This window comes from Paenibacillus sp. cl123, assembly GCF_900101595.1.
Classification (GTDB): Bacteria; Bacillota; Bacilli; order Paenibacillales; family NBRC-103111; genus Paenibacillus_G.
Genome location: NZ_FMYY01000004.1, coordinates 370,256 through 393,393 on the forward strand (window position 1 = coordinate 370,256; position 23,138 = coordinate 393,393).

Here is a 23,138-nt window from a genome sequence, read left to right on the forward strand (position 1 = left end):
TTCTTTCAGGTCGGCCGATACAGCTACTTGTTTGCTTCATAGGCCGGTCGCGGCAAGCATTCATATTTTAAACGTCAGATTCAGATATTGAAATTGTTGCCGTCAGGTTAAGCGCTTACACTGAGGAAGGATAAGCCCTCCCGAGCCGGGCCTATCCAAACCACATGTGAAAGGGCGCGAATTAATGAAGAGAAGAAGGACCCGTCAATCATTCACAGTATTCCTCGTTGGGTGTATGCTGTGCACCTTGCTTTCCTTGCCGCTTGGGGGGATTCTCCCGGCTTATGCGGACAGTCTTCCGTCGAATCTGGTTGCGAACAGCGGGTTTGAGCAGGATCTCGACGCGAACGGAGAACCGGACGACTGGGAATTCTCCGCCGGGGGCTTAACGAACGCTAGCGTGACATTCGATACTTATTACAAAGTGGAAGGGAGCAAAAGCGCTAAAGTTGTTTATGCCGCAAGCTCTATGCCGGAAACGCATTATGTTCAATTGCTCAGCAAACCGATTTCTGTTAAAAAATATACCGCATATTCGTTTTCCTTCCAGTCCGGATTCAGCGGGTCTTTATCCGCCGTCAACGCAAGGGTTGTCTGGTATGATGAAAACGGAGCTTACATACCGGGCGGCGATTTGATCATATGGAATCAGACCGTGAATAAAAGCAGCTCCGCCTTCAGCGGTTGGGAATACAAAGCGGCGGGCACTCCCAACTCTCCTGTGAATGCGGCAACGGCGCGCATTCAGCTGCGTTTCGAGCCTGCGGCAGCCGAGCAGGGAACCCTCTACCTGGATGATGTGAATTTGGTGGAGGGCAATGAGGAGAGGCTTGGGAATATATTGCCGAACGCGGACTTCGAACGGGATGCAACCGGGGATGCCGTGCCGGACAATTGGACCGTAACGAAGACGATCGGCAGCGCTTCCGCCACGCTGTCGGATGAACAGGTGCTGGAAGGCAATAAAAGCATGAAGTTTCACATTCCCTCCGGGACAAAAGCATTAAATTCTTACGTAAAAATAAAATCGGCTTACGTCAAATCGATTCAGGAGTCGGAGACCTATTTGTATCGCGCTTTTTTGAATTACGCGGGCTCGAATATCAATAACGAAGTCGATATCCGGGTGCTATGGTACAGTCCGTCAGATCTGGCTAATCCTCTTCGGGTCGATCATATTGTTCAGCAGACGCTCGTCTATAATGACCCGGCCAACCATGCCGGATGGAAAATGTTTGAGAGCAACCTGACTCCTCCGGCTTCGGCTGACAGGGCTATTTTTGAGGCAGCCGTCACCTCCAAAAGCACAACGGCGGCCGGTACGTTCTATGTGGACAATATGTACTTCGGCAAAAACAATCTGTTGAATCCCTCTTTCGAATACGGAGATGTCGTGGATAATGCGACACTGGCCAACATGCCCGACGGCAAAATCGACGGGTGGGCATTGACCGGACTGGATCAGAATGCGGCTTCGCTGACGGTTGATGCCACCTATGCCAAAGACGGCAAATCCAGCGGCAAGCTGACCATCCCCGCCGGCTCTGCGTCCACAGATCAGGCTTATGCAGAGCTGCAAAGCGGGAAGCGGGCCATCGACAGCTCCCAAACGATGTCCGCCAAGCTATCCTTCAATTTGAGGGGTAAACTTCAGCGCATCCAAAGTCAACTCCTTTTCTTTGACAGCGCAGGTACGCAGATTGCGGCCAAGGACATGTGGGACGAGATGATTCAGTATGATTCTGCCGCGCTCAGCGGCTGGTTCAACAAATCGCTGACGGCGATCCCGCCTGCTAACGCGGCTGCAGCGCAGCTTGTGATTCGCGTCTATACGCCATCGAGTCTGTCGAATGAAGGCGAGGTGTACGTAGATAATGCCTACCTGGGCACAAATGACACCTACTCGCTTATCGCAAACAACAGCGTCGAAGATATTCTCGATCTCATGTGGATCAGGACGATGAACAGCGAACAGTACTGGAAGCTGAAGCATAATGCCAACAACGCGGCCGGGAACTTCGGGATATCCCGGGAGACGAGCGAGCTAATGGTCTGGTACAAACAAACAGCAGGCACATACAACGAGGTCGTCTACCAGCGGGAATTCAACCTGGATGTACAGGGGATTTACGATCGGGTCATTATCGACACGAGCGGAGCGGGCGGCAAGGAAATCATCATGCGGGCCCATTACATCGATACGGGCGGTACTCCTCAGACAGCCGAGAGCATTATCGAAATTACGGACGGCAGATATAAGGAAGTGCCGCTGGACTTGGTCAATCCGAAAATATTGACAAACATGGAGCTGGGGATACGGGATCGCGCAGGCGCTGCGGAAATCCAAGACGAAATTGCCGGCGCTAATTTTCATTGGATTTTACTCAAGAAACCCGGAACGGAGTCTAAACCTTCCCACAGTCAAACCCCAATGAAAAGCCCCGTCGACGATTTACTGACGGCAGGCGTGCCCCATGGTCTGCTTTTCTCACGTTCGGATATTGGGAGCCTGAGAAACAAAATCAAGTCCGGGGCGGACAAAGATATATTCGATCAGGTGCTGAAGCAGGCCAACGCCTACCTCAGCTATGTGCCGGAGAACGACATCGATCATTACCTGCCGCCGGCGGACGCCGCCAAAGGCAATTATTCCCGTGACGGCAACGATATACCGCTAGGCTGGCCGGATAAGATTATCAAGCTGTCCTATGCTTATGTCATGACAGGAAATCTAGCCTATGCCGATATGGCCCGCCGGATTTTGCTGACCATGGCCGCTACGCCGGAATGGACGCAAACCTTCATGTACCGCAAAACGGAAAAACCGGCCCCCGACGGGCGTTGGTCGCCGTTCAATGAAGCGCAGGCCGTCGTCGCGGCCAGTCTCGGCTACGACTGGATCTACAATACGCTGACGGAGGATGAAAGAACGCTCATCCGCAGCGCCATCCGGGACAAAGGCGTAAAATATCTGGACGCATTCGTGAACACGCAGACATTCTGGCAGACGAATAATCAAGGACTTGACTTCAACGGAGCTCTCGCCGCCGGAGCGATCGTCATTAACGATACCGCCAAAATTGCCAAGGCCAAGACGAATCTGGAGACCGTGATCAAAAACTATTACAAGCCGGACGGAGATACCGATGAAGGCATGAACTACTGGATTTATTCCACCTCTTCCGCGGTGTTTGGCGCAGAGCTGTTGTCCCGCTACAATCCTGTATGGTCGACTGACTTAAAGACCGACGGATTAAAACGGTCGATGGAGTTTGTGCTTCATAATAGTTCGATCGGTTCGGCCAAACCGCTGCAGATGCTGAATTTTAATGACGGCAACACCTTCTACATGAACGCCAATCATATAGCTGAATATTATGCGTCGCAGCAGTTTCAGAATCCCTATGACAAATGGGTGTGGCAAACAGGAACGAATGAGAATGAATTATTTGTCTCGGTCTCCGGCAATCCGGTATTCAATCTGATTTTCTCCACCCAAACCGCCGCCGATTACCCGCAATTGCCGCTCTATGAAAATTTTGCGGGCAATTCGGCGCAGGCCGGAACGGGCTACATGTTTATGCGAAGCGGCTGGGAGCAAGGGGAGGATATGATGCTTGGCTTCGCCGGAGGGTCATGGCCGGCCGGTCATTATCATCTGGATAGAAATTCATTCATCCTGGAAGGCTATGGCGCCAAGTTTATTCAGGATCGCGGGAGAACGCTGTTCTCCGATCCTACCTATACGGATTATGTGAAAACGGCCAGCCATAACACGATATCCCTGAACGGCGAGGATCAAATCTGGAAAAAATCCGGGCCGGCCGCTCAGGTCGAAAGGGAGTTCACTTCTCCGCTCTTCGACTTCTTTACGAGCGAAGCCAAGGATGCCTACAACAATGGGCCTGTGCAGAAAATGAACGCCTTCAAACGCCATATCATCTTTGCCAGGCCGGACATCTTCTTTGTCCTGGATGAGGTGGCAGCTGCCGCCGCTTCAACGATTCAGTATAATTTGCATACGCGCCAGCCTCGTTCGGTGAACGGCAGCATGGTTACATTCACCGATCCTGCGACGAATTCAAGCCTTGAAATGGGGATCTTGCTTCCGGCTGCCGGAAACTACGCGCTCATGCCGGAGCAGCAGATCAAGGGAGACACCGGCAGTACGAATCTGTACGATTTTCAGATGTATACGCCAACAGCCAAAGCGAACGAGAAATTTCTTACTGTGTTCCGGCCGAAAAAATCCGGAGAACAAGGGATGTCTATGAGTCAGATCGATGAAGATGTGCGCGTCATTAACGTGCCTGGCGGATCATGGATAACAGCATACGGCAACACGGTTACAACCGGCGTGAATACGGATGCCAAATTTGCGCTCCTGTATAAAAAGGATACGGAAACTCAAGTATCCGCCGTCGGCCTCATGAAAGGAACGCAATTAACGTATGACGGCGTTCAACTGATATCCGCCAATGTTACCGGCGATATAGCGGTTGAATGGAATGCGGATCATTTGGTGAACGGCAAAATAAAGACGGATGGGGCAGGGACCGTCACCTTGACTTCGCCTTACGACGGAACAACGCAATACCAGTTCACCTTCCAGGAAGCGGGGGAACACATCATCTCCAACGGGCTCAGAACCGTGAGCGCCGGCAAGAAAAGCGAAACGCTGCAGATAGGCTTCACGCGGCCATTATCCCTGCATGGAAGACTGTATGACGGAACTCCGGCGGACCTCAGCGCTGCTGCAATATCCTTCTCGAGCAGCAACTCCGGCATTGCTTCCGTCAGCAGCAGCGGGGTGGTGACAGGGGTAGCGGCAGGAACGGCCGAGATTACCGCTGAAGTATCTTTATCCGGCGTTACCCGGTCAGCTCGTGTGAAGGTCACCGTGATTCCTCCTGCAAGCGGGAACCTGATCGTGAACGGCGGGTTCGACTCCACTGCTAACGACTGGGACATCTCGAACTTTAACGGCGCAGCGATTGCCGTGGATAACGGGACCTACCATGGAGGAACAGGCAGCTTGAAGATATCGGTCGCCAGTTCGTCTGGAGGAGCCTTCATGAACACGCATGTGACAAGCGGCAGGTTCGATGTGCGGGAAAAGGGTCTTTATGAGGCGAAATTCTGGTATAAGCTCGATGCCAAAACCATGTCCAATGCCACTAATGTAAACAGGCTCACGGGCAAAGTGTACTGGTATGACAAGGACGGATACCGGATGAGCGGCCATAACGATATCCTTATCGATCAAGATGTCAACGCCCCGCTATCGACCGGCTGGCTCCCGGCCGAAGCTGCCGTTGTCGCTCCTGCGGGAGCGGTGAGCGGCAAATTAACCGTGTTTCTATGGACGGATATGAAAAATGCCTTCGACCTGTGGCTGGACGATATGGCAGTCACCTTCACAGGTCAAGGATTGCCGGTCACGACCAGCTTCGAAACGGATACCGACCATAATGGCGTAGCCGACAACTGGAGCGGGTTGTATACCAATGGCGCCTATGCCAGCGTCAGTTTCTCCAGTGACGACACCGCCAAGGCGGATGGGGACTACAGCCAGAAGTATACGTTCAGCGGAACGGCAGTCGATAATACGATTGTGTATGTGAACAGTGATTCGTTCACCATTGATCCGAACTCGATCTACAGATTTAGAGGGAGGGAGCAGCATAGCGGCAAGCTGTACAAACAAGCCGCCTACGTCATCTGGTATAACTCCGCCAATCAGGAGGTCGGACCTCGGGCGTTATTATACGATAACAATGTCAACTACAATTCGCCCACTCCTTCAGGATGGGTGGAGAAGGAGGCAGTCGGCATTGTCCCGCCGCAAGGAGCTGGAGCGGTGAAGGCTCGCATTCAGCTTAGAACATTGACGAAGACGGGAGACAGCGGATCGGCCTGGTATGACGATATATACTTTGGCGAATAGCGCAGCAAAAATTTAAATGTGAATAATAAACGGGGCTGCTTGCTTTTGTGGCGAGCAGTCTTTTTGTGGTTACATGTCCGGTGACTAAAAAAAGTTTGGTAGGGCAGACCATTTTTGTTATGCTGGATTCAAACATTCGGATGGGAGACGAAGCAGGGGATGCCAAAAATATTGATCGTGGACGACGAGGCGGATGTCCGAAAGCTGCTGACCGATTATTTTGAAATCAACGGGTATTCCGTCCTGACGGCCAGGGACAGCCGGGAAGCGCTGCGGAAAGTAGAGCAGCAGCCCGATCTCGTTCTGCTGGATATAAACATGCCCGAGCAGAACGGCCTGCAATTATGCGAGAAAATCCGGCACTTTGTCACGTGCCCTATTCTTTTTGTAACGGCTCGCATCGAGGAAGCCGATAAAATTGCCGGGTTTCGGGCCGGAGGCGATGACTATATTTTGAAGCCATTCAGTCTGCGCGAGCTGGGGGCCAGGGTCGAAGCGCATTTGCGCCGGGAACAGCGCATTCAAACCAAATCCTCGGTCAAGTTTAACGATGATTTGGTCATCGATTATACAGCCCGGGAGCTCTACTACCGGAATCAGCGCATTCCTTTGGCCAAAAAAGAGTTCGACATTATCGAATTCCTGTCGGCGTATCCCGGCATGGTGTTCGCAAAGGAACGCATGTACGAAAATATATGGGGGTTGGACGATGAAGGGGACAGCAGCGTAATTCCGGAGCATGTCCGCAGAATTCGCTCCAAGTTCAAGGAATACGGCTGCGATAATCGGATCGAGACAGTCTGGGGAGTAGGATACAAATGGTCAAGCTCATGAATCGGCTGCCGCTGAAGCGGTTTTCCTTACTGCAATCTTTTGTTCTCGTATGCATGCTCACATTAATTGCCGTTCTGGCCGTCATAACGATGGAGTTTGCCTGGGCGGAGAGCCTCCGGCAGCGGTTCGGAGAATTGGAGTGGGTGCTTCCTTCCCTCGTCGCCGCGGTGCTGCTAACTGTGGCCTCAGGAATTGTCGCCATGGCTATTATCTTCTACCGGTGGAAATTAAAACGTCCGCTGGAGCTATTGAAGCAAGCATCTGAGAGCATTTCGGCGAATAATCTGGACTTCCGCATTTCCTATGACAGCCAGGACGAGATGGGGGAGCTGGTAACGGCATTTGAACACATGCGCTCGCAATTGGAGAAAAACGTCAGGACGCTTTGGCGTTCGGTTGAGGAGCGCAAGCAGCTTAATGCGATTTTTGCCCATGACCTGAGAACGCCGCTGTCGGTGTTGAAAGGAAACGCCGAGCTTCTCGCCACCTATCTGCCCGAGAAAAAATTGTCGGAAGAAAAGGTGCTGGATCTGATTCATACAATGAACCTTCACATCGTACGTCTGGAGAGCTATGCGGAGGCCATGAGCTCGATTCAGAAGCTGGAGGATATCCCCGTGCATCGCCAGTCGATGGACGCGTTCTCGTTGACGGCGCTGTTGAACGACAGTGCCGGGCAAATCGCCAGGCAGTTCGGCAAACGCTTTGTCCCTTCCATGGAACATGATAATTCGGCCATCCACGTGGATCCCTATATGGTCATGCAGATTTTCGAGAATATGGTGGCCAATGGGGCTCGATATGCAGCCAGCCAAGTGAATGTCCGTTATGATATGGAGGAAGGCTCCATGAAGATTACCGTCTCGGATGACGGGCCTGGGTTCTCGAATGAAGCTCTTCAGAAGGCTGCGCTTCCGTTTTACCGCGGCGAGATGTGGGATGCAACCGAGCATCGCGGGCTGGGCCTATACGTTTGCAAGATGTTGTGCGAAAAGCACGAAGGGAGCCTGCAGATCCAAAACGGACCGAATGGCGGCGGGAGCGTGACGGCAAATTTGGGGACCCGAGTTGATAAATAGTTGAAAATGTTCTGATAGCATATCCTTATCTTGAAATGTGAGGAGTGCTACGATGTTACAATTGAAAAAATGCATATGTATCATGATCAGCTGCTTGATGTTGGTATGTTCCGTGTGGGGGACCCCCGTGTCTGCCACGGCAGCCCGAGACAAGCAAGATATCCTGAAGGACATCGACGACTATATGAACCGGAGCATGAAGGCCAATCACATCCAGGCTGCGTCGCTGGCGATTGCCTATAAAGATGAGGTTTTCTACGCCAATGGCTACGGAACCCTTGCCGATGGCCCAGGCGTGACGGGCAACACACCATTTCCCATTGCTTCGTTAAGCAAATCGTTTACCGCATTGGCCGTTCTGCAGTTGGCGGACAGCGGCCGGATCGATCTGGACGCGGCTTACGCCTCCTATTTTCCCGCGCTTTCTCCACGGGATCCCCGCGTTCATGATATCACGGTCCGCCATTTACTGAATCAGACCAGCGGGCTCCATGATAAGGTGAATCCCGATATGACGAGGACTCCGCAGCTGCAATCCTTGCAGGAGGCGAACCGGATATTAACCGAGGTCCAGCTTGCCCATGACCCGGGAACAGCTTACAGCTATCATAATCCCAATTACGTGTTGCTGGCGAGCCTGGTGGAAAGCGTCAGCGGAGAACGCTTTTCGGAATACTTGAACAGCCATATTTTCAAGCCGCTTGGCATGAATCATACCTTCACTATGAGCAATACGCAGCAAATCAGTGGGAATGAGAAGATTCCGCCGGGACATTACGTAAGTCTGGGGCGAGCCGTAAGCCAACCGGAGCCGGCGTGGTTTGTTGACGGTCCCGCGGGCATCGTTTCCACGGCAGAGGACATGTCCATCTGGATGCAAGCCCAATATCAGGGCAGCCTGCTTTCACCCGCGCTGATGACACAATATCATGCGGCAGGAGACATCGGTCCGTATGGCATGGGCTGGCTTGCAAAGGAAAGTGAATCCGGCGGCGGCAGGTCGATCTCCCACAGCGGCATTTTCTGGACGTACAAGTCGGAAGAGAGGATTTATTTGGATGAGCGGATGGGCATCGCGGTGATGTTTAATTCGGGCATCAATGCCTTTGTGAATTATTCGGCGTTTATCGATGGCATCGCGGATATTATGAGGGGAGAGACGCCCGAATCGTCTTTTGTGAACGGCCGAAATATGGAAATGATCATGCTTGCGCTGATTCTCGTTACAATTGTATGGGGTGTGTATGCCTATTTACGCATTCGTCGGAGGAACAAACGCTTGACGATCGGCCAATTGATTCGGATTACGGCCGGAAGGCTGATTCCTCTCCTGATCCTTTTATTCCTGTCACCATTGATGACATTCATCGGCGGAGGCCGTGTGGTGCCCGGATTCGGCATATGGACTATGCTGTCGTCTCCGATCGTATGGCTGGCTGTCTGGTCGCTTATCAATCTCGTGCATATGGCTTGTTATTATACCGTCTACGTGCAGCATTCAAAGAAGAGCCGTTTGGAGAGCGGCCACCGATGATGCCGCAATCACTGAAGCTTTAAGGTTGCACAATGCGAGCAAAACAGATAAAATGACCGTAGTCATTTATGACTGCGGTCATTTTTATAGTGGAGGATGATAATCAGCTTGCTAAGAGAACCCCGAAAGCAAAAGACAAAGGAATTGATCGTGCATACCGCCGTCCAGCTATTCAAAGAAAAGGGATATGATAACGTAACGGTCGAGGAGATTACGCTGTTATGCGGGATAGCCAAAGGGACATTTTTTAATTATTTTCCTAAAAAGGAAAATATACTGCTCCATGTGGGCAGCTCCTATACGGAATTGCTCAGCGGGATTATGAGTCGTCACAGCGAAGGGCATCCGAGAGAGCGGCTTATGGCCATTTTCCGCGATCTTTTGCACCTTTATGTGAAGCATTCCGGCCTGCTGCGGCTTGTCTTAATCGAATCGATCAAATCGGCGTCCAATTCTTCAAACTTGTCGGTATTTCAGGATTCTATCCGCGGGCTGCTTGATGAAGCCAGAGAAAGCAACGCTTTTCGCACTACCCACGACCTGAACGATTGTGCTTCCGTGCTCGCTGCTATTTTTTATCAAACGCTCATAAGCAGTTCTCCAAATACCCAGGAGGATGAGATGATCGCTGAGCTACAGAGGAAAATTCGTACGGTGTGGGAGGGGATTGCCGATGAATAGATTTAAGAAAATGGCAAGAAGCAAGCTATTTCTGTTGTTTGCGGCTCTGCTTGTCTTTATTTTCGTCAATAACAGCTCCTTGTTAAGGAAGCAGCGCCATGATGATCCTCTGCTGTTGGCGCATCGAGGACTTGGACAAACCTTTGCCGTTGAAGGAATCGAGAACGATACATGCACCGCGGAACGAATCTATGAGCCGGAACATCCTTATCTCGAAAATACGATTCCATCTATGGAAGCGGCCTTTGAAGCAGGGGCGGATATCGTTGAAATTGATGTGCATATCACGAAGGACAATCAGTTCGCCATTTTCCACGATTGGACGCTCGACTGCCGTACGAATGTGGAAGGAGTGACGAGGGACTACACGATGGCCGAATTGAGGAAGGTGGACATCGGATATGGCTACACGGCTGACGGCGGCGCCACTTACCCTTTTCGCGGTAAAGGAGTTGGCATGATGCCTTCCTTGACAGAGATACTGGGTCATTTCCCGGATAAGCAGCTTCTCATCGACGTCAAAAGCAATGATCTCGAAGAGGGAAAACGGCTTGCAGAATATTTATCAAAGCTTCCGAAGAAACAGCAGGATTTGCTCGCGGTCTACGGAGGGGATGTGCCTGTGGCTGCTTTGAAGGAAGAGATGCCTGAGATGCGCGTGATGTCGAAAGCAACCATGAAAGCTTGTCTGCTCCCGTATCTTGCTGTCGGCTGGACAGGGTATGGACCACAAGCCTGCAAACAGACCCAACTGCATATCCCGGAGGAGATGGCAAAATGGTTGTGGGGTTGGCCTGATACATTTTTGAATCGGATGGATCGGGCGGGTACCCGAGTGATTGTTGTCGGCGGCGACGGAAGCAGCTTCTCAAGCGGATTCGATACGCCGAAGGATATCGAACGATTGCCTTCGAATTATTCGGGTGGTATCTGGACTAACCGAATCGATCGCATCGCGCCGCTGTACAAATGACTCGTTGACTTGCTTGCAAGGCTGGTGTAGAGTTTTTAGGTAATGCACTTACTTCAAAGTAAGGGGTGATTTATCATCATTCATCAGCGCGAATGTCCGGTTGAGACACTCATTCATGTTTTGGGCGGCAAATGGAAGCCCATGATATTATGGCATTTGATTGAATCCACCAAGCGATTTAACGATCTGGAAAAGCTTATACCCGAGGTTTCACAAAAAATGCTGGCACAGCATCTCCGGGATTTGGAACGGGAAGGCATTGTCGATAGAACCGTCTATCCTATTATTCCACCCAAAGTCGAATATTCGCTTAGCGAATACGGCCGAACATTGATTCCTGTAGCCGAAGTGATGTGCGCTTGGGGAGAAGTTCATAATAAACGGAAATACGAAGAGTCAGTGTCATAAGCTGGTTCCATAAACTTGTACACAAATTCAATCAAGTCCAAACAAAAGCTGCCGCGGGATTCCGGGCAGCTTTTGCTTACTCACAAGGGATCAGCATGGGGCATGAAATGACCGCATTTGTGCGAAATTCCGAGAAGCTTTACGAGCAACTGGGCGGGCGGTCTGCCAAGCGGGTGAAGGTGATCGCGGGCGATATGATGGACCCGGTGAGCGTCGGAGAGGCGCTCGCGCATCAAGACGCCGCTATTATTGCGGCCGGTCATGCGGGCCAGGGGGAAGTTTGTTCGTCTCGTCGATACGATTATCATTCAATGCGAATGCCAACCCGGTTTCTCCGGGCGGGTATGGATAATGGGAGGAGCCGGCTTGCTGGATATCCCATATACAGCTCTTATCGGCAATAATTTGCCCGGCTTTCCGCCTGAGTATAAAAATCATAACCGGAATTTTGAAAGGCTGCAGCAGTCCGGACTCGATTGGTCCATCATGTGTCCGGGAACTATGCTTAATTCAAACGAGCATTCGGACTCGGTTCAGCTGCATGTAACAACGGATACCTTGCCCGTTCCGATTCCCGAGAAGATCAAGGATTATTCCGAAGCTGATATCGCTGGCCATTTGTTCAGCCGTTTTCAGGAGCTGAATGTCGCATATGACGATGTCGTAAGATGCATGCTGGAGCATCTTGAGCTTGAAGGAAGGTTTAAAAGAAAAAGGGTCGGAATAGCTTATCAAAGCCGTATTGCGGTGCGCTGAGGAGAAGGGGGAACAATAGCTTTGTTCGGATTACTGCTCGTTTTGCATATATGGGCTGCAATCGCCATAATTGGCCCTGCCGTTGTCATGCCGCTCATTCGAAGATCCGCCAGAACCGCCTCGCAGCTGCATTTTGTTTTTCGTATAACGACCAAGCTTGCCGTCATTCCTAAAACCGGCGGAGCCGTACTTATTGTATCCGGGATTTGGCTGATGCTCATAACCAAGATGGGATTTTCCTACATGTGGCTGAATGTATCCATTCTATTGTCGCTGCTCATGATCGTTATGATCGACGGGTGGATCGAGCTGCGCTAATCGACGTTGCAGCAGCGTGCGATATGGCATTACCGGGGAGACATGCAGGGGAAGGTATAACCTAAGAAATTAAAGCCTTTTTGCTCCAGTATCGGACGAGACGTTTCTTTCCTAGCCGCCGAAAATAACGAAGCTGCTCCTCAATCACTTCATCGGCGTTCCAATCGTTTATTTCCATATTGTACATGAAGAGAACGTTGCGTCCACGCATAGTTCTCCATGATGAGACGCACACTACTGGGGTGATTTGCCATATATGCCTGAAATCATGCGAGAACTATGATGAGGAGGAGCCAGGTTTATGTCCAACAAAAAGAGCTACTACGCATTTGAGGAACCGAATGGCACCACAATTGAATTTCAAGCCACCAGCTTACAGCAAGCCATGGTCATCAAAAAGAAAAGGGCTCAAGAAATGGGAATTCCCAAAGAGGCTTTTGAACTTACAACCATACGCAAGAAACCAACCATGGCAGCAATTGGCGGATAACTATCATTGCGCTGCAATCTGCGCAGCTTCTCACTAACAGGATCAAGTTCTTGTCAAAAGCGAACAACAAGAACTCGATCCCACTCATGCTGACATTACGAGGCATCGGAGGCTATATGTCTGAAACCGAGCAAAAAAACAGAGCCGGCACCATGAAGTGGTGGCAATTATCTTTATTTGGCGTAGCTTGCACAATAGGAACAGGCTATTTTCTTGGGTCTGGAATTGCCATGGAAATGGGCGGCGGTTCCGTTATTTTTCTGTTTGTGCTTGCAGCTTTTTGTACCTATGTTGTATTTGATGTATTAGCCAAAATGACAATGGAGGACCCCCAGCAGGGTTCTTTTCGTTCCTATGCCAAGAAAGCGTTTGGACGTTGGGCAGGCTTTAGCAGCGGATGGGTGTATTGGAGCTCGGAACTGTTGATCATGGGGAGTCAGCTGACGGCGCTATCTTTATTTACACGATTTTGGTTTCCGTCCGTTCCGATGTGGATATTTGCCACATGTTATGCCGTGTTGGCATTAGGCGTCATTTTACTGGGAACTAAAGCTTTCGAAAGAACTGAACATTTGTTTGCTGTCGTGAAAATATCAGCCATTCTGATGTTTTTGGTTATTGCTGCATTAGCGCTATTCGGTTTTATAAAAGGAGGGGCGTATCAGCCCAAGTTTCCAACCACAATGGCCACCTTTTTGCCGTCCGGCTTCCTAGGCTCATGGTCATCCTTCATTTTTGTGTTTTATGCATTCGGTGGGATTGAAATTATGGGTCTTATGGCCATGAGGCTGCGACAGCCTGAAGAAGTATCTAAAGCAGGGAACGTGATGATCATTACGTTGACTTGTATTTACATGGCTTCCCTGGTCCTGGCCTTGACCTTAATGCCCTTGCATGCTTTGCAGGGGAAGGAAAGTCCATTTCAAACCGCGCTCGGAAGCTACCATTTGCCGCTTGTGCCGCATATTTTTAACGCCATTTTGATCGTGGCCGGGTTCTCTACGATGGTAGCGTCGATGTTCGCCATTACAACCATTTTGGTTTCTCTTGCGCAAGACCGCGACGCACCGGCCCTATTCTCGAGGACGACGAAGGGCAAACGAAAAACGCCTCTTCCTGCCATCGGATTTACAACCATTGGGATTGCCATGGCTGTTGTGCTGGCGCTTCTTTTGCCTGAGAGCCTGTATGAATATGTTACGACAGCAGCCGGAATCATGCTTCTGTATAACTGGTTTTTTATCCTTTTGACTTCAGGACGTTTATTAGAGCTGACTGCATGGGGAAAAATTAAACGTTCGGCAGGGATCGTTCTGATCTTACTGGCTGTGGTGGGGACTGCTTTTCACGCGACAAGTCGGCCGGGCTTTTGGATCAGCTTGCTTTTTATCGGTCTAATCGGTGTGGTAACGCTCTGCATGAAGCTTAAATGGAAGAAAGAAAACAAAACCGGTATTCCTGCTTTCCGGCCTGCCGGTCACTCCGAAAAAAATCGGGACAGAGAAGGCGCCAGATAAGCTGGCGTCCTTCAGCTAAATAGCGCTTGCCAGGCTTTTATGCCAAAATGGAGCCCGAAGCCAATGAGAGATAAACCGGAGAGCACGGAAATGACGGTTAAAGCGCGATGAGTTAAAAAACGCCGAAACGTGCTGGCCAAGCCCGCCATCGTGACATCCCACACAAGCAGCCCCGTGAACATAATTCCCGTGTAGAACAGAACGTGATCTCTGTCATATGCTGCAATCGTCTCAGCTAGGACGGAGCCGTAAATGCCCAACCAGAATAGGATGGATAACGGGCTTGAGATCGACATGAAAAATCCTGAGAAGAACGATTTCGCAATCGTATCTGAGCTTCGATGTTGGTTGTCATTTAGCTTGCCGGCCCCCATCAAGCTCTCTACTCCGGAATAGATGAGAACGAAGCAGCCGAATATCCACAAGAACGTTCTCATAAATGACGTGGTCAGAAAATGAACCACGCCGAAATAAATAAGCGCCATCAAAATAGCGTCGGCCAGAATAGCTCCAATTCCGATCATCCAAGCGTGCATGAAGCCTTTTTTAATCCCCTTGTCCAATTGGGCGGCATTAATAGGTCCAATGGGTGCAGCGAGCGACAATCCCAAAAGAAAATAGCTGAGAATGGTATTCAAGCTTGGACACCTCTTCACTAGAAGGTATGGTTTACTTAACCAACTTATTCTTGAGAAGAGGCTTGTATAACCAAACACGAGAATCAGCTTAAAACAGATGTGTTAAGGAATGATAGCTTGGGACTTCTTGTCGGGGATCTACCTCGGAATAAGCTTCAGAATAGGATGCTGTTGCGAAGTGCAAGGTATGCATCAAACGCCTATCCCTTCAACCGCTTCACACAAATCTTCTTCGCCTTTCAAGCCAGCCCAATATAACCGAAGTTCTTTGTAGAGTTCTATCGATTCCCCAAAGGTGATATTCAATTCACTGGGAAGCCGGTAGCTGGGTATAATCTCGCGAAACAAAGAGTGCCGCGAAGGTAGATTGATTCCGGGCGTCTCTTGACCTCTCCATTCGGCTGCGGTTACCAAGGCCGGCAGGCTGCATGTATTTTGCCTTATCGCAAGCTGGGCTTTGGGTGACGTCACATAGTCGACCAGCTTCTTGGCAGCTTCCTTGTTCTTGGAGCGTGCGTTAATGGCCAAGCCGATGTTGAGCAGCAGCGTAAGCGGGATTCCCGAATGAGGAAGAGGGGCGATATCGTAATCCAGTTCCGTGTTACGCAGGTGATTCAAGGTAAAATAGCTCATAATGGCAATGGATAGCTTGCCTTGGCGGAACATATCAAGCCTCTGCGTCTCCCAGTCCATCAAGCTGTTGGGCAGCTTGGGGGAATTCTTATAGATATCCCGAATGTCACGGATTGCTTCCATCATACGGGTTCCGGATAGCTTCAATCGGCCGTTCTCTTGGCGTTCGAAGGCTCCTCCGCTCTGCAATAGTATAATGCTTGCCCGATTGTGTGTGGAGAAATAGCAATGAAAGCCGACGCGCTCGTTCGGAATGGTTAGAGAGGCTGCGGTATCAAATAGCCGCTGCCAGCTCCAGCTGCTGTTTGGCTCTTGAAGGCCGCTCTGGATAAAGTGTGATCGGTTGTAGCAAACGACTAACGGGGAAAACACAAACGGCTGAATCCGGAGCTGACCATCCTCTGTGAAGGCATCGGACAAGAAAGGATAGATGCCCTCCTGCCGATCAAGCGCCTCCAGCTCATGTAAGCTGGCGTTGTTGGAAAATTGCATGAAATGATCGTAGTTCAAGGTTGTGACATCGAGCATGCCGCTCTGGAGATACGGCTTCATAAGCTCATAAGAGAAACTGGCGAGTGGAACGGCCTCTACATGTATGTTCGGATGTTCTTGATGGAACATGGCAATAAGCCTATGAATGTCGGCGTCATCCGGTATGGTGGGCAGGTACCCGATTCGAATCGTAACAGCGCTCTTGTGAGCCGGGTCAACGACCTTGCTGCCGATCTTTGGGATTTTGATGATGAGTTCATCAGCGACGAGCAGCTCGAGCCCTTTGCGTACAGACTGGACGCTTAAGCCGTATTGCTCGGCAAGCTGCTTCTCGGACGGCAAAAATTGATCCGGTTCAATGGTTCCGGTAATGATATTTTTACGAATGGAGGATACCATCTCATCCAGGCGAGGGCGGAACGTTCTGCGGCTAGGTCTTCGTGTCATTAAGAGCATCACCCTTATCAGTCATATTATTCTGATCATAGGTAGAAACTTGTGATTTGTCAAATTGTGTAGTTCATATCAATGGATATAAAACATAAATACATATCAGATAAATATCAAAAATATATATTTTAAGTAAAAATTTAAGCAAAAACAGATAGTTAATCTGCAAATACAAATTTATGATTGACTACAACTTATATTTAACTATATTCTTGATTCGTGAATACGTATTAGATATCTATTAAAATTGAATCAGAGTCAAAGCAATACTAGTAACCGCTTTCATTGGTCGAAAAGGAGGTGATACGTCATGCAATAATCCGAGTTCTAGTTGTAATCTCTTGCTCGAAAGGCCGCTGCAATTCCGCTGCGACCTGGCGGGAAGGTGACGGCCCGACATCACGTACTAGAATCTAATTATTAGCAGGAGAGGAGCAGTGTTTAGTAAGCGTTATCCATCATAAGTAAGGAGGATCCATTTTCATGTACAAGGGATTTAAAGGAAAAATGGCAATCGTATTGTCTTTCATATTGTTTCTAGGCTCGCTCCAGCTGCTGCCTTCTCAGCTTCCGTCCGCTCAGGCAGCCGATTCGGATTGGCCGGCTTCAGTCAGGACAGGCGTGAACGTCCAGTTCAAACCGGAGGATGCGCTGGTGACAACGCAAAACCCGCCGGATTTCGGATGGCCGTATATTCCCGGCGCTGACCAGTACGCGTTGGAGGTAAGCCGCAAGGCGGATATGTCGGAGGTCGTCCATCAGCAGCAGGCGCTAGCCTCGAACCTGTACAATTTTCCCGACGCGTTCGAAACCGGAACCTGGTATTGGCGTGTCAAGTACCATAAGCCGAGTACGGGCTGGTCGGCATGGAGCACGGTCCGGAAGTTCCGGATCACCGAGGATGCCGTGCCGTTCCCCGTTCCCGCGATCGACACGCTGATCGGGAACGTTACATCGCAGCATCCCCGGATCTTGACGCGGCCCGAGGATTTGACGGCATTCAGGGCGCTTGCCCAGACAAGCGGAAAGGCTGTCTTCGACGCCAAGCTGGACGCGTACAATAAAACCAAAAACGCCCCGCTGCTGACCGAACCGACCTTCCCTTACCCGGATGACTATAACAAGGAATCCGAAGAATATGTCGAAGCGATTAGAGCGCTTAAACGCTATGTCGATCCGGCGATCACGAGGATTCTGGACGCTGCATTCGTTTACCTGATAACCGGAGATCCCGCAATCGGAGACGACGCCAAGAGACAATTGATGAACCTCGCTTCCTGGGATCCGGACGGGGCGACCAAATACTCGATCAACGATCAGGTGGACCGTGCCATCTCGTATCGCTCCGCGTACGTTTACGACTGGATCTACGATCGGCTGTCTCAAGAGGAGAGAGAGCAGGTCCAGGAGATGATCCGCTACCGGACCGAAAGGATGATGGATGATCTTGTGGACGACCAGCCGATCCAGCAATATCCGTACGATTCGCACGGCTGGACGAACTTCGGCTTCGTGGGCGTCATTGCGACGGCGCTGCTTCATGACGTGCCCGAAGCGGAGAATTGGTATCGGAAAGTTGTCCCTTCCTATATCAACCTTCTGCCTCCTTGGGGGGGAGAGGACGGTTCCTGGTCGCAAGGCACAGGCTATTGGCAATGGTCTTCCGCGGCAAACAAGGAATTCATGGATATCCTGTTAACCTCGAGCGGCTTCAATTTGTACGACAAAGCTTTTTCGCGAAATGAGGGTTTGTACCCGCTTTATTCGTTCCCGCATAACTCCAGGAAAGGCGTATTCGGCGACGACAACCAATACGTGCCCGGGGGAACCAGCGTATCCATTTTGAACCGGTTAGCTCAAATGTACGGCGATCCCCGGTTGAAATGGGGAGCTCAGGCAATCGGCGCGATACCGGCAATGGGGTTGTCCGATTATTTTTACGGGGATGCCAATCTTCCCGTCCGTCCGCCTGTGGACCTGCCGAGAGGAAAATGGTTTCCGACAACGGGACTTGTTGCTATGCACTCCGAGCTGTACGATCCTGACCGTGTTTCGTTCTATTTCCGGTCAAGTCCGTACGGCAGCTACAACCACAACCATGCGGATCAGAACGGCTTCATTATTCAAGCGTACGGAGAATCGCTGGCTGTGGAGACCGGATTCTACGATTATTACAACAGCCCGCACCATAGGGATTTCACCAGGCAAACCCTGGCAACCAACGCCATTACAATCGACGGCGGCAAGGGTCAGCCGATCAACAACATCGACGCGGACGGCCGAATTCTCGGTTTCGTCACCAGTCCCGACTTCGACGCGACCAGCGGAGATGCGTCGGCTGCTTATAGCGGTGCTCTGAGCAAAGCGCTGAGACATGTCATATACTTGCGGCCGGACATGTTCGTCGTGATCGATGACCTCGCAACGACGATTCCGGGCGGTACGAAATTCGAATGGCGCCTGCACGCCGAGGATCAGATGGAGCGGGACGAGGATGGAGCCGGCGCGACGATCTACAAAGGCGAAGCCGCGCTGAAGCTCCGGTTCTACACCCCGGGACAGCTGGAATCGACGATCAGTACGAAATTTATAGGCATCAAAGGCATCGAGGTGAAGCCTAAGGATATTACCGATGAGCAGGTGCATGCGGCATTCGTGACGCCCAAGACCAGTGCTGTCAAGATGGTGTCGACGATGGAGCCCTATAAGCGCGGAAATGAGCCGAATGGCGCGGTTTCGACCGACCATGGGGATTTCATGAAGCTGGTATTCGAAGACGGCTCGATCGTGTATGTCCGGATGACGGCCGGCGGACTCATCGATACGGGCAGCGACGGGTTCCGATTCGACGGTGCTGCGCTCGCGGTCAAGGGCGACTCGGTGCTTCTCGTTGACGGCACTTGGGTCCAGAAAAACGGTGTTACGCTTATCGAGAGCAGCCAGCAGGCGACGATCGTATTCGGCGATGACCGGCTCTCCGTGTCCCCTCAGGCTGACGCCCAAATCACAATTAACGCTCCGGGAATTACCGTGTTGCGCGACGATGCCAGCGGTGACCTGATTCCCTCCGGAGGCTCAGTACAGCCGGCCATCGATTCGCGCGGTGTTCATTGGGACTTGGCGAACGGCGCTCTGACGCTGAACGTCGAGAAGGGCCACAAGGCATTCAAGCTGAACAACGCGTCAATCCCCGGCGCCCTGCCTCCATCGACGATGCAGGTGGAAATAGACGGTGTGAGCGCGCAAACGCCTCTTCAGTCTTACAGCGACATAGACGGGGTTAAGGTATCCTGGGGCAGCTTGTCGAATGCAGCTGGATTCTATGAAGTGCTGGAGGCGCCTGCCGGCTTTACTTTCGAGAAATTCGGGCGTTCGCGAAGCGTTCTGCTGGATGCGAATGCGGCTGTTATCGTTCGCGGGGAACCCGGCGTCCTGAAGCTGAAGTCCGTCGGTGCAGGCGATCCCGCAATCGCGCAAACATGGGTGGATCCGGAAGCGACAAGACAGGTTACGAATATGCTTTTCCAAGAAGCCGAAGCGTTCATCGGTTACGGCGGCAAGGCGCCAACCCGGTATACGACCCGTCCGTTCCTGTCCGGGGGAGCGGGTGTGACCACCTGGGACCAAATCGGCCAATCGATCCAATGGCGCTTCAACGTTCCGAAGGCCGGCAAGTATGACCTAGTTATCAAATACGTAGCGGGCTGGGATTTGCCAAGCGAACCGGTGGAGGATTCGACCTCGATCCGTTTCATCAAGATCGGCGACAAGATGAACTATTTCGAGGCACCGAAAACGATAAGCTTCGGCGCAGACCCCTCCCAGTGGAGAGGCCTTCGCGTGAAGACGGATCAGCAATTGCCGGCGGGCCCGGTGGATCTGACGATGTGGCACCAACGCGGCGGAATGAATCTGGATTGGATCGCGCTCGTTGAAGTCAAGGACGACGAAATCCTCCCGACAGCGCCAGGCAATCTGCGTCTGGATTCCCAGACTTCCGAATCGGTGGAGGTAAGCTGGGATGCTTCGTCGGATAACGTAGCGGTGAAGGAGTACCACGTATTCGCTAACGGAGAACGGAAAGCCGTGGTTCCGGCAGGAATCCTTACCGCGAAGATCGGGGGGCTGTCCATGGGGAATGCTTACACATTCACCGTAAAGGCGGTCGATACGAGTGACAATCTATCGAAGGCATCGAACGAGCTTGCGATTACGATAGTGGATACCTCCGCCCCGACATGGGGAGAGACGCCTTCCATTAGTCCGATGCTGACGTTCCCGAACGCGGTTCGGCTCTTATGGACCCAAGCGACCGACATTGGGCCGGTCACCTCCTACAAGCTGAGCGTGAGTAAGGACGGGTCGCCTGTCCTTCCCGAACAGACGGTAACGGGCGTAACCTATGATGTGACGAATCTGCAGCCGGGCGGAACTTACCGCTTCAAGGTGGAGGCCGTAGATGAGCATGGCAACCGATCCGTAGACGGGCCTGAAGTCGCCGTGACGCTGCCCATGACCGGCGCTGGATTCTACGATTCGTTCGATGATTGGCAGCCTGGAGACGCGAATGACGGAAAAGGCTGGACTTTTACGAAAAATAATGGAACGTCCGTGGTCGTCACGCCGCTTGCGAATATCGGCGGTCAAGGCTTGCAGGCGGTGGACAATTATCATGATTCGTCCAATCCTTCGGCGGTTGCGCCATGGCTGCTACGCAAGTATACACCGCTAACGGGAAGGGTGACGCTCGAGACGAAGCTCTCGTTCGATAAATTGAACCACAGTGTCGGAAATTATGAAGCGAATCTGCTGGGCAGCGGCGCGATTATCGCCAAGTTTATCGGCTTCTCCGACGGTGGCATCGGCTACCAGGCGGCGGTCAACGGCGCGAACGCCTATGTCCGGATTACGCCGTATGGCACTTACCAGCAGCCAGCCGGCCAATGGATGACTGTCCGCTTCGATGTCGATTTGGCAGCCAAGACCTTCGACCTGACTGTGCAGGCGGACGGACTGAAGACGTACTCGGGTATTCCGGACAGCATGGGGACACTGGATCGGACTACGGGCACTTACCGCGTGGAAGATGTCCCCTTCATGGTCAACACGGTCAATGTTACGCAGCTGGATCATTTCCAGTTCAGAGCGGTATCTTATACGGGGAAATACACACTTGATTACTTAACGGCTTATCGGACCGAAGCGGCGCCAAGCGTTCGAATTTCGGCCAAACCGGACCTGAACGCGGGAGAAGTGTTCCCGGTTACCGTCGGGCTGGACAGCGTAACGGATGCCGTCTACCATAACGCAGTACTGAAATATGACGCTAATCGGTTCGAGTACGTGTCCGCCGAGGGCCCTGTCGAAGGATTGAAGCTCGGCGATGTCTCGAACGATGCAGCAAGCGGGCTGGTAAGCCTCACATCGACGAGCGCGTCGCCGATTACCGGATCAAGCGATCTCTATCGCGTGTTTTTCCGGGCAAAAGTGCCGGGGATGAGCACCATTGGCATCCGTAACGCTCAATATGGGACTTCGGCTTCCAATCTGAACACATTGGCGGCGCTTCCGACAATTACACTCACGGTCGCTGCAGCATCGGCGAACAAGAGCGAGCTGCTTGCTGCCATCGCGGTAGCCCAATCGAAGAACGAAGAAGATTATACCGCGGCATCCTGGACAAATTTGCAAACCGCATTGACGCAAGCGATCGCAGTGAATAACGATGCCAATGCGTCTCAAGCGCAGGCGGACACGGCTGCAGCTAACCTGCAAGCCGCCCAGAACGCGCTCGTGCCAAGCGCTGCTGCTGTACCGGGAAAAGGAGTGCTGTCCAGCAACAGCGGTCATGTGAGCGGGTTGAATGACAGCAATTACAAGATCACCATGAACCTGTGGTGGGGCCAGAACGGCACGAGCTACACCCTGTATGAGAACGGAGTCGCCATCGATACGAAGCGGTTGACGGACAGGTCGCCAAGCGCGCAGTATGTGGAAACGACCGTGACGGGCAAGCCAAACGGCACGTACGTTTACACATGCGAGCTTCGCAACGGGCGCGGCGCTACCGCCTGCGATCCCGTGACGGTCACTGTCAAGGACGCGAATCCCGGCAAGCCGGTTCTCTCCAATAACAACTGGGATAAGAACGGCGAATACACGGTGACGATGAACCTGTGGTGGGGCACTAACGGGACGACTTACAAGCTGTACGAGAACGATGTGCTGATCGATACGCAGCAATTGACCGCGAATACGCCTTCGGCCCAATCGGCTATCACGCCGGTCTTGGGCAAGGCGGCCGGCACTTACCGCTATAAAGCTGAACTAATCAATGCGGCAGGTGCGACTGAAAGCCAGGAAATGACTGTCACTGTTCAATGACGCC

At 51.8% G+C, this 23,138-nt stretch carries 15 protein-coding genes and 1 pseudogene; 14 read left to right on the top strand and 2 right to left on the bottom strand.

Annotated elements, in window-relative coordinates; translation table 11 throughout:
* Positions 1 to 184 precede the first annotated feature (184 nt).
* From BLR08_RS10705 to BLR08_RS10755, 13 genes and pseudogenes are all read left to right on the top strand, one after another.
* Positions 185 to 5,947 (top strand): heparinase II/III domain-containing protein, encoded by a 5,763-nt coding sequence (locus BLR08_RS10705; RefSeq protein ID WP_083536862.1) that lies wholly within the window; start codon positions 185 to 187, stop codon positions 5,945 to 5,947.
* 159 nt (positions 5,948 to 6,106) lie between these two features.
* Positions 6,107 to 6,781, top strand: a complete 675-nt coding sequence (locus BLR08_RS10710) for a response regulator transcription factor (protein WP_072329174.1) — start codon at positions 6,107 to 6,109, stop codon at positions 6,779 to 6,781.
* On the top strand, positions 6,766 to 7,860 hold the full coding sequence (locus BLR08_RS10715; RefSeq protein ID WP_072329175.1) for a HAMP domain-containing sensor histidine kinase: 1,095 nt from the start codon (positions 6,766 to 6,768) through the stop codon (positions 7,858 to 7,860). Before BLR08_RS10710 ends, BLR08_RS10715 begins: the two co-directional genes overlap by 16 nt.
* A 127-nt stretch (positions 7,861 to 7,987) precedes the next feature.
* Positions 7,988 to 9,394, top strand: a complete 1,407-nt coding sequence (locus tag BLR08_RS10720; protein WP_256257501.1) for a serine hydrolase domain-containing protein — start codon at positions 7,988 to 7,990, stop codon at positions 9,392 to 9,394.
* 96 nt (positions 9,395 to 9,490) lie between these two features.
* Positions 9,491 to 9,619 (top strand): annotated as a pseudogene (locus tag BLR08_RS32100) (TetR/AcrR family transcriptional regulator); the annotation flags it as partial.
* A gap of 135 nt (positions 9,620 to 9,754) precedes the next feature.
* On the top strand, positions 9,755 to 10,075 hold the full coding sequence (locus BLR08_RS31655; RefSeq protein WP_256257503.1) for a hypothetical protein: 321 nt from the start codon (positions 9,755 to 9,757) through the stop codon (positions 10,073 to 10,075).
* Entirely contained in the window at positions 10,068 to 11,048 is a 981-nt protein-coding gene (locus BLR08_RS10730; RefSeq protein ID WP_072329177.1) for a glycerophosphodiester phosphodiesterase family protein, read from the top strand. The genes BLR08_RS31655 and BLR08_RS10730 overlap by 8 nt, the downstream gene beginning before the upstream one ends.
* Before the next feature lie 75 nt (positions 11,049 to 11,123).
* Positions 11,124 to 11,456, top strand: coding sequence for a winged helix-turn-helix transcriptional regulator (locus BLR08_RS10735; protein ID WP_072329178.1), 333 nt, complete (start codon positions 11,124 to 11,126; stop codon positions 11,454 to 11,456).
* 107 nt (positions 11,457 to 11,563) lie between these two features.
* On the top strand, positions 11,564 to 11,860 hold the full coding sequence (locus tag BLR08_RS31660; RefSeq protein ID WP_256257514.1) for an NAD(P)H-binding protein: 297 nt from the start codon (positions 11,564 to 11,566) through the stop codon (positions 11,858 to 11,860).
* Positions 11,823 to 12,212, top strand: coding sequence for an NAD(P)-dependent oxidoreductase (locus BLR08_RS31665; RefSeq protein ID WP_256257504.1), 390 nt, complete (start codon positions 11,823 to 11,825; stop codon positions 12,210 to 12,212). The genes BLR08_RS31660 and BLR08_RS31665 overlap by 38 nt, the downstream gene beginning before the upstream one ends.
* 21 nt (positions 12,213 to 12,233) lie before the next feature.
* Complete coding sequence (locus tag BLR08_RS10745; RefSeq protein ID WP_371117220.1) at positions 12,234 to 12,530, top strand: hypothetical protein; 297 nt, start codon at positions 12,234 to 12,236, stop codon at positions 12,528 to 12,530.
* Positions 12,531 to 12,831: 301 nt separating this feature from the next.
* Positions 12,832 to 13,020 (top strand): hypothetical protein, encoded by a 189-nt coding sequence (locus BLR08_RS10750; protein ID WP_072329179.1) that lies wholly within the window; start codon positions 12,832 to 12,834, stop codon positions 13,018 to 13,020.
* A 116-nt stretch (positions 13,021 to 13,136) separates the two neighbouring features.
* Positions 13,137 to 14,537 (top strand): amino acid permease, encoded by a 1,401-nt coding sequence (locus BLR08_RS10755; RefSeq protein WP_072329180.1) that lies wholly within the window; start codon positions 13,137 to 13,139, stop codon positions 14,535 to 14,537.
* A gap of 11 nt (positions 14,538 to 14,548) precedes the next feature.
* Here BLR08_RS10755 and BLR08_RS10760 read toward each other — a convergent pair whose 3' ends face one another.
* Positions 14,549 to 15,175, bottom strand: a complete 627-nt coding sequence (locus BLR08_RS10760; RefSeq protein WP_072329181.1) for a LysE family transporter — start codon at positions 15,173 to 15,175, stop codon at positions 14,549 to 14,551.
* Between the two features lie 192 nt (positions 15,176 to 15,367).
* Positions 15,368 to 16,747 (bottom strand): extracellular solute-binding protein, encoded by a 1,380-nt coding sequence (locus BLR08_RS10765; RefSeq protein WP_072329182.1) that lies wholly within the window; start codon positions 16,745 to 16,747, stop codon positions 15,368 to 15,370.
* A 486-nt stretch (positions 16,748 to 17,233) separates the two neighbouring features.
* On the opposite strand from BLR08_RS10765, the gene BLR08_RS10770 reads away from it, so the two are divergent.
* Complete coding sequence (locus BLR08_RS10770; RefSeq protein ID WP_072329183.1) at positions 17,234 to 23,134, top strand: DUF4962 domain-containing protein; 5,901 nt, start codon at positions 17,234 to 17,236, stop codon at positions 23,132 to 23,134.
* The last annotated feature ends 4 nt before the right edge of the window (positions 23,135 to 23,138 follow it).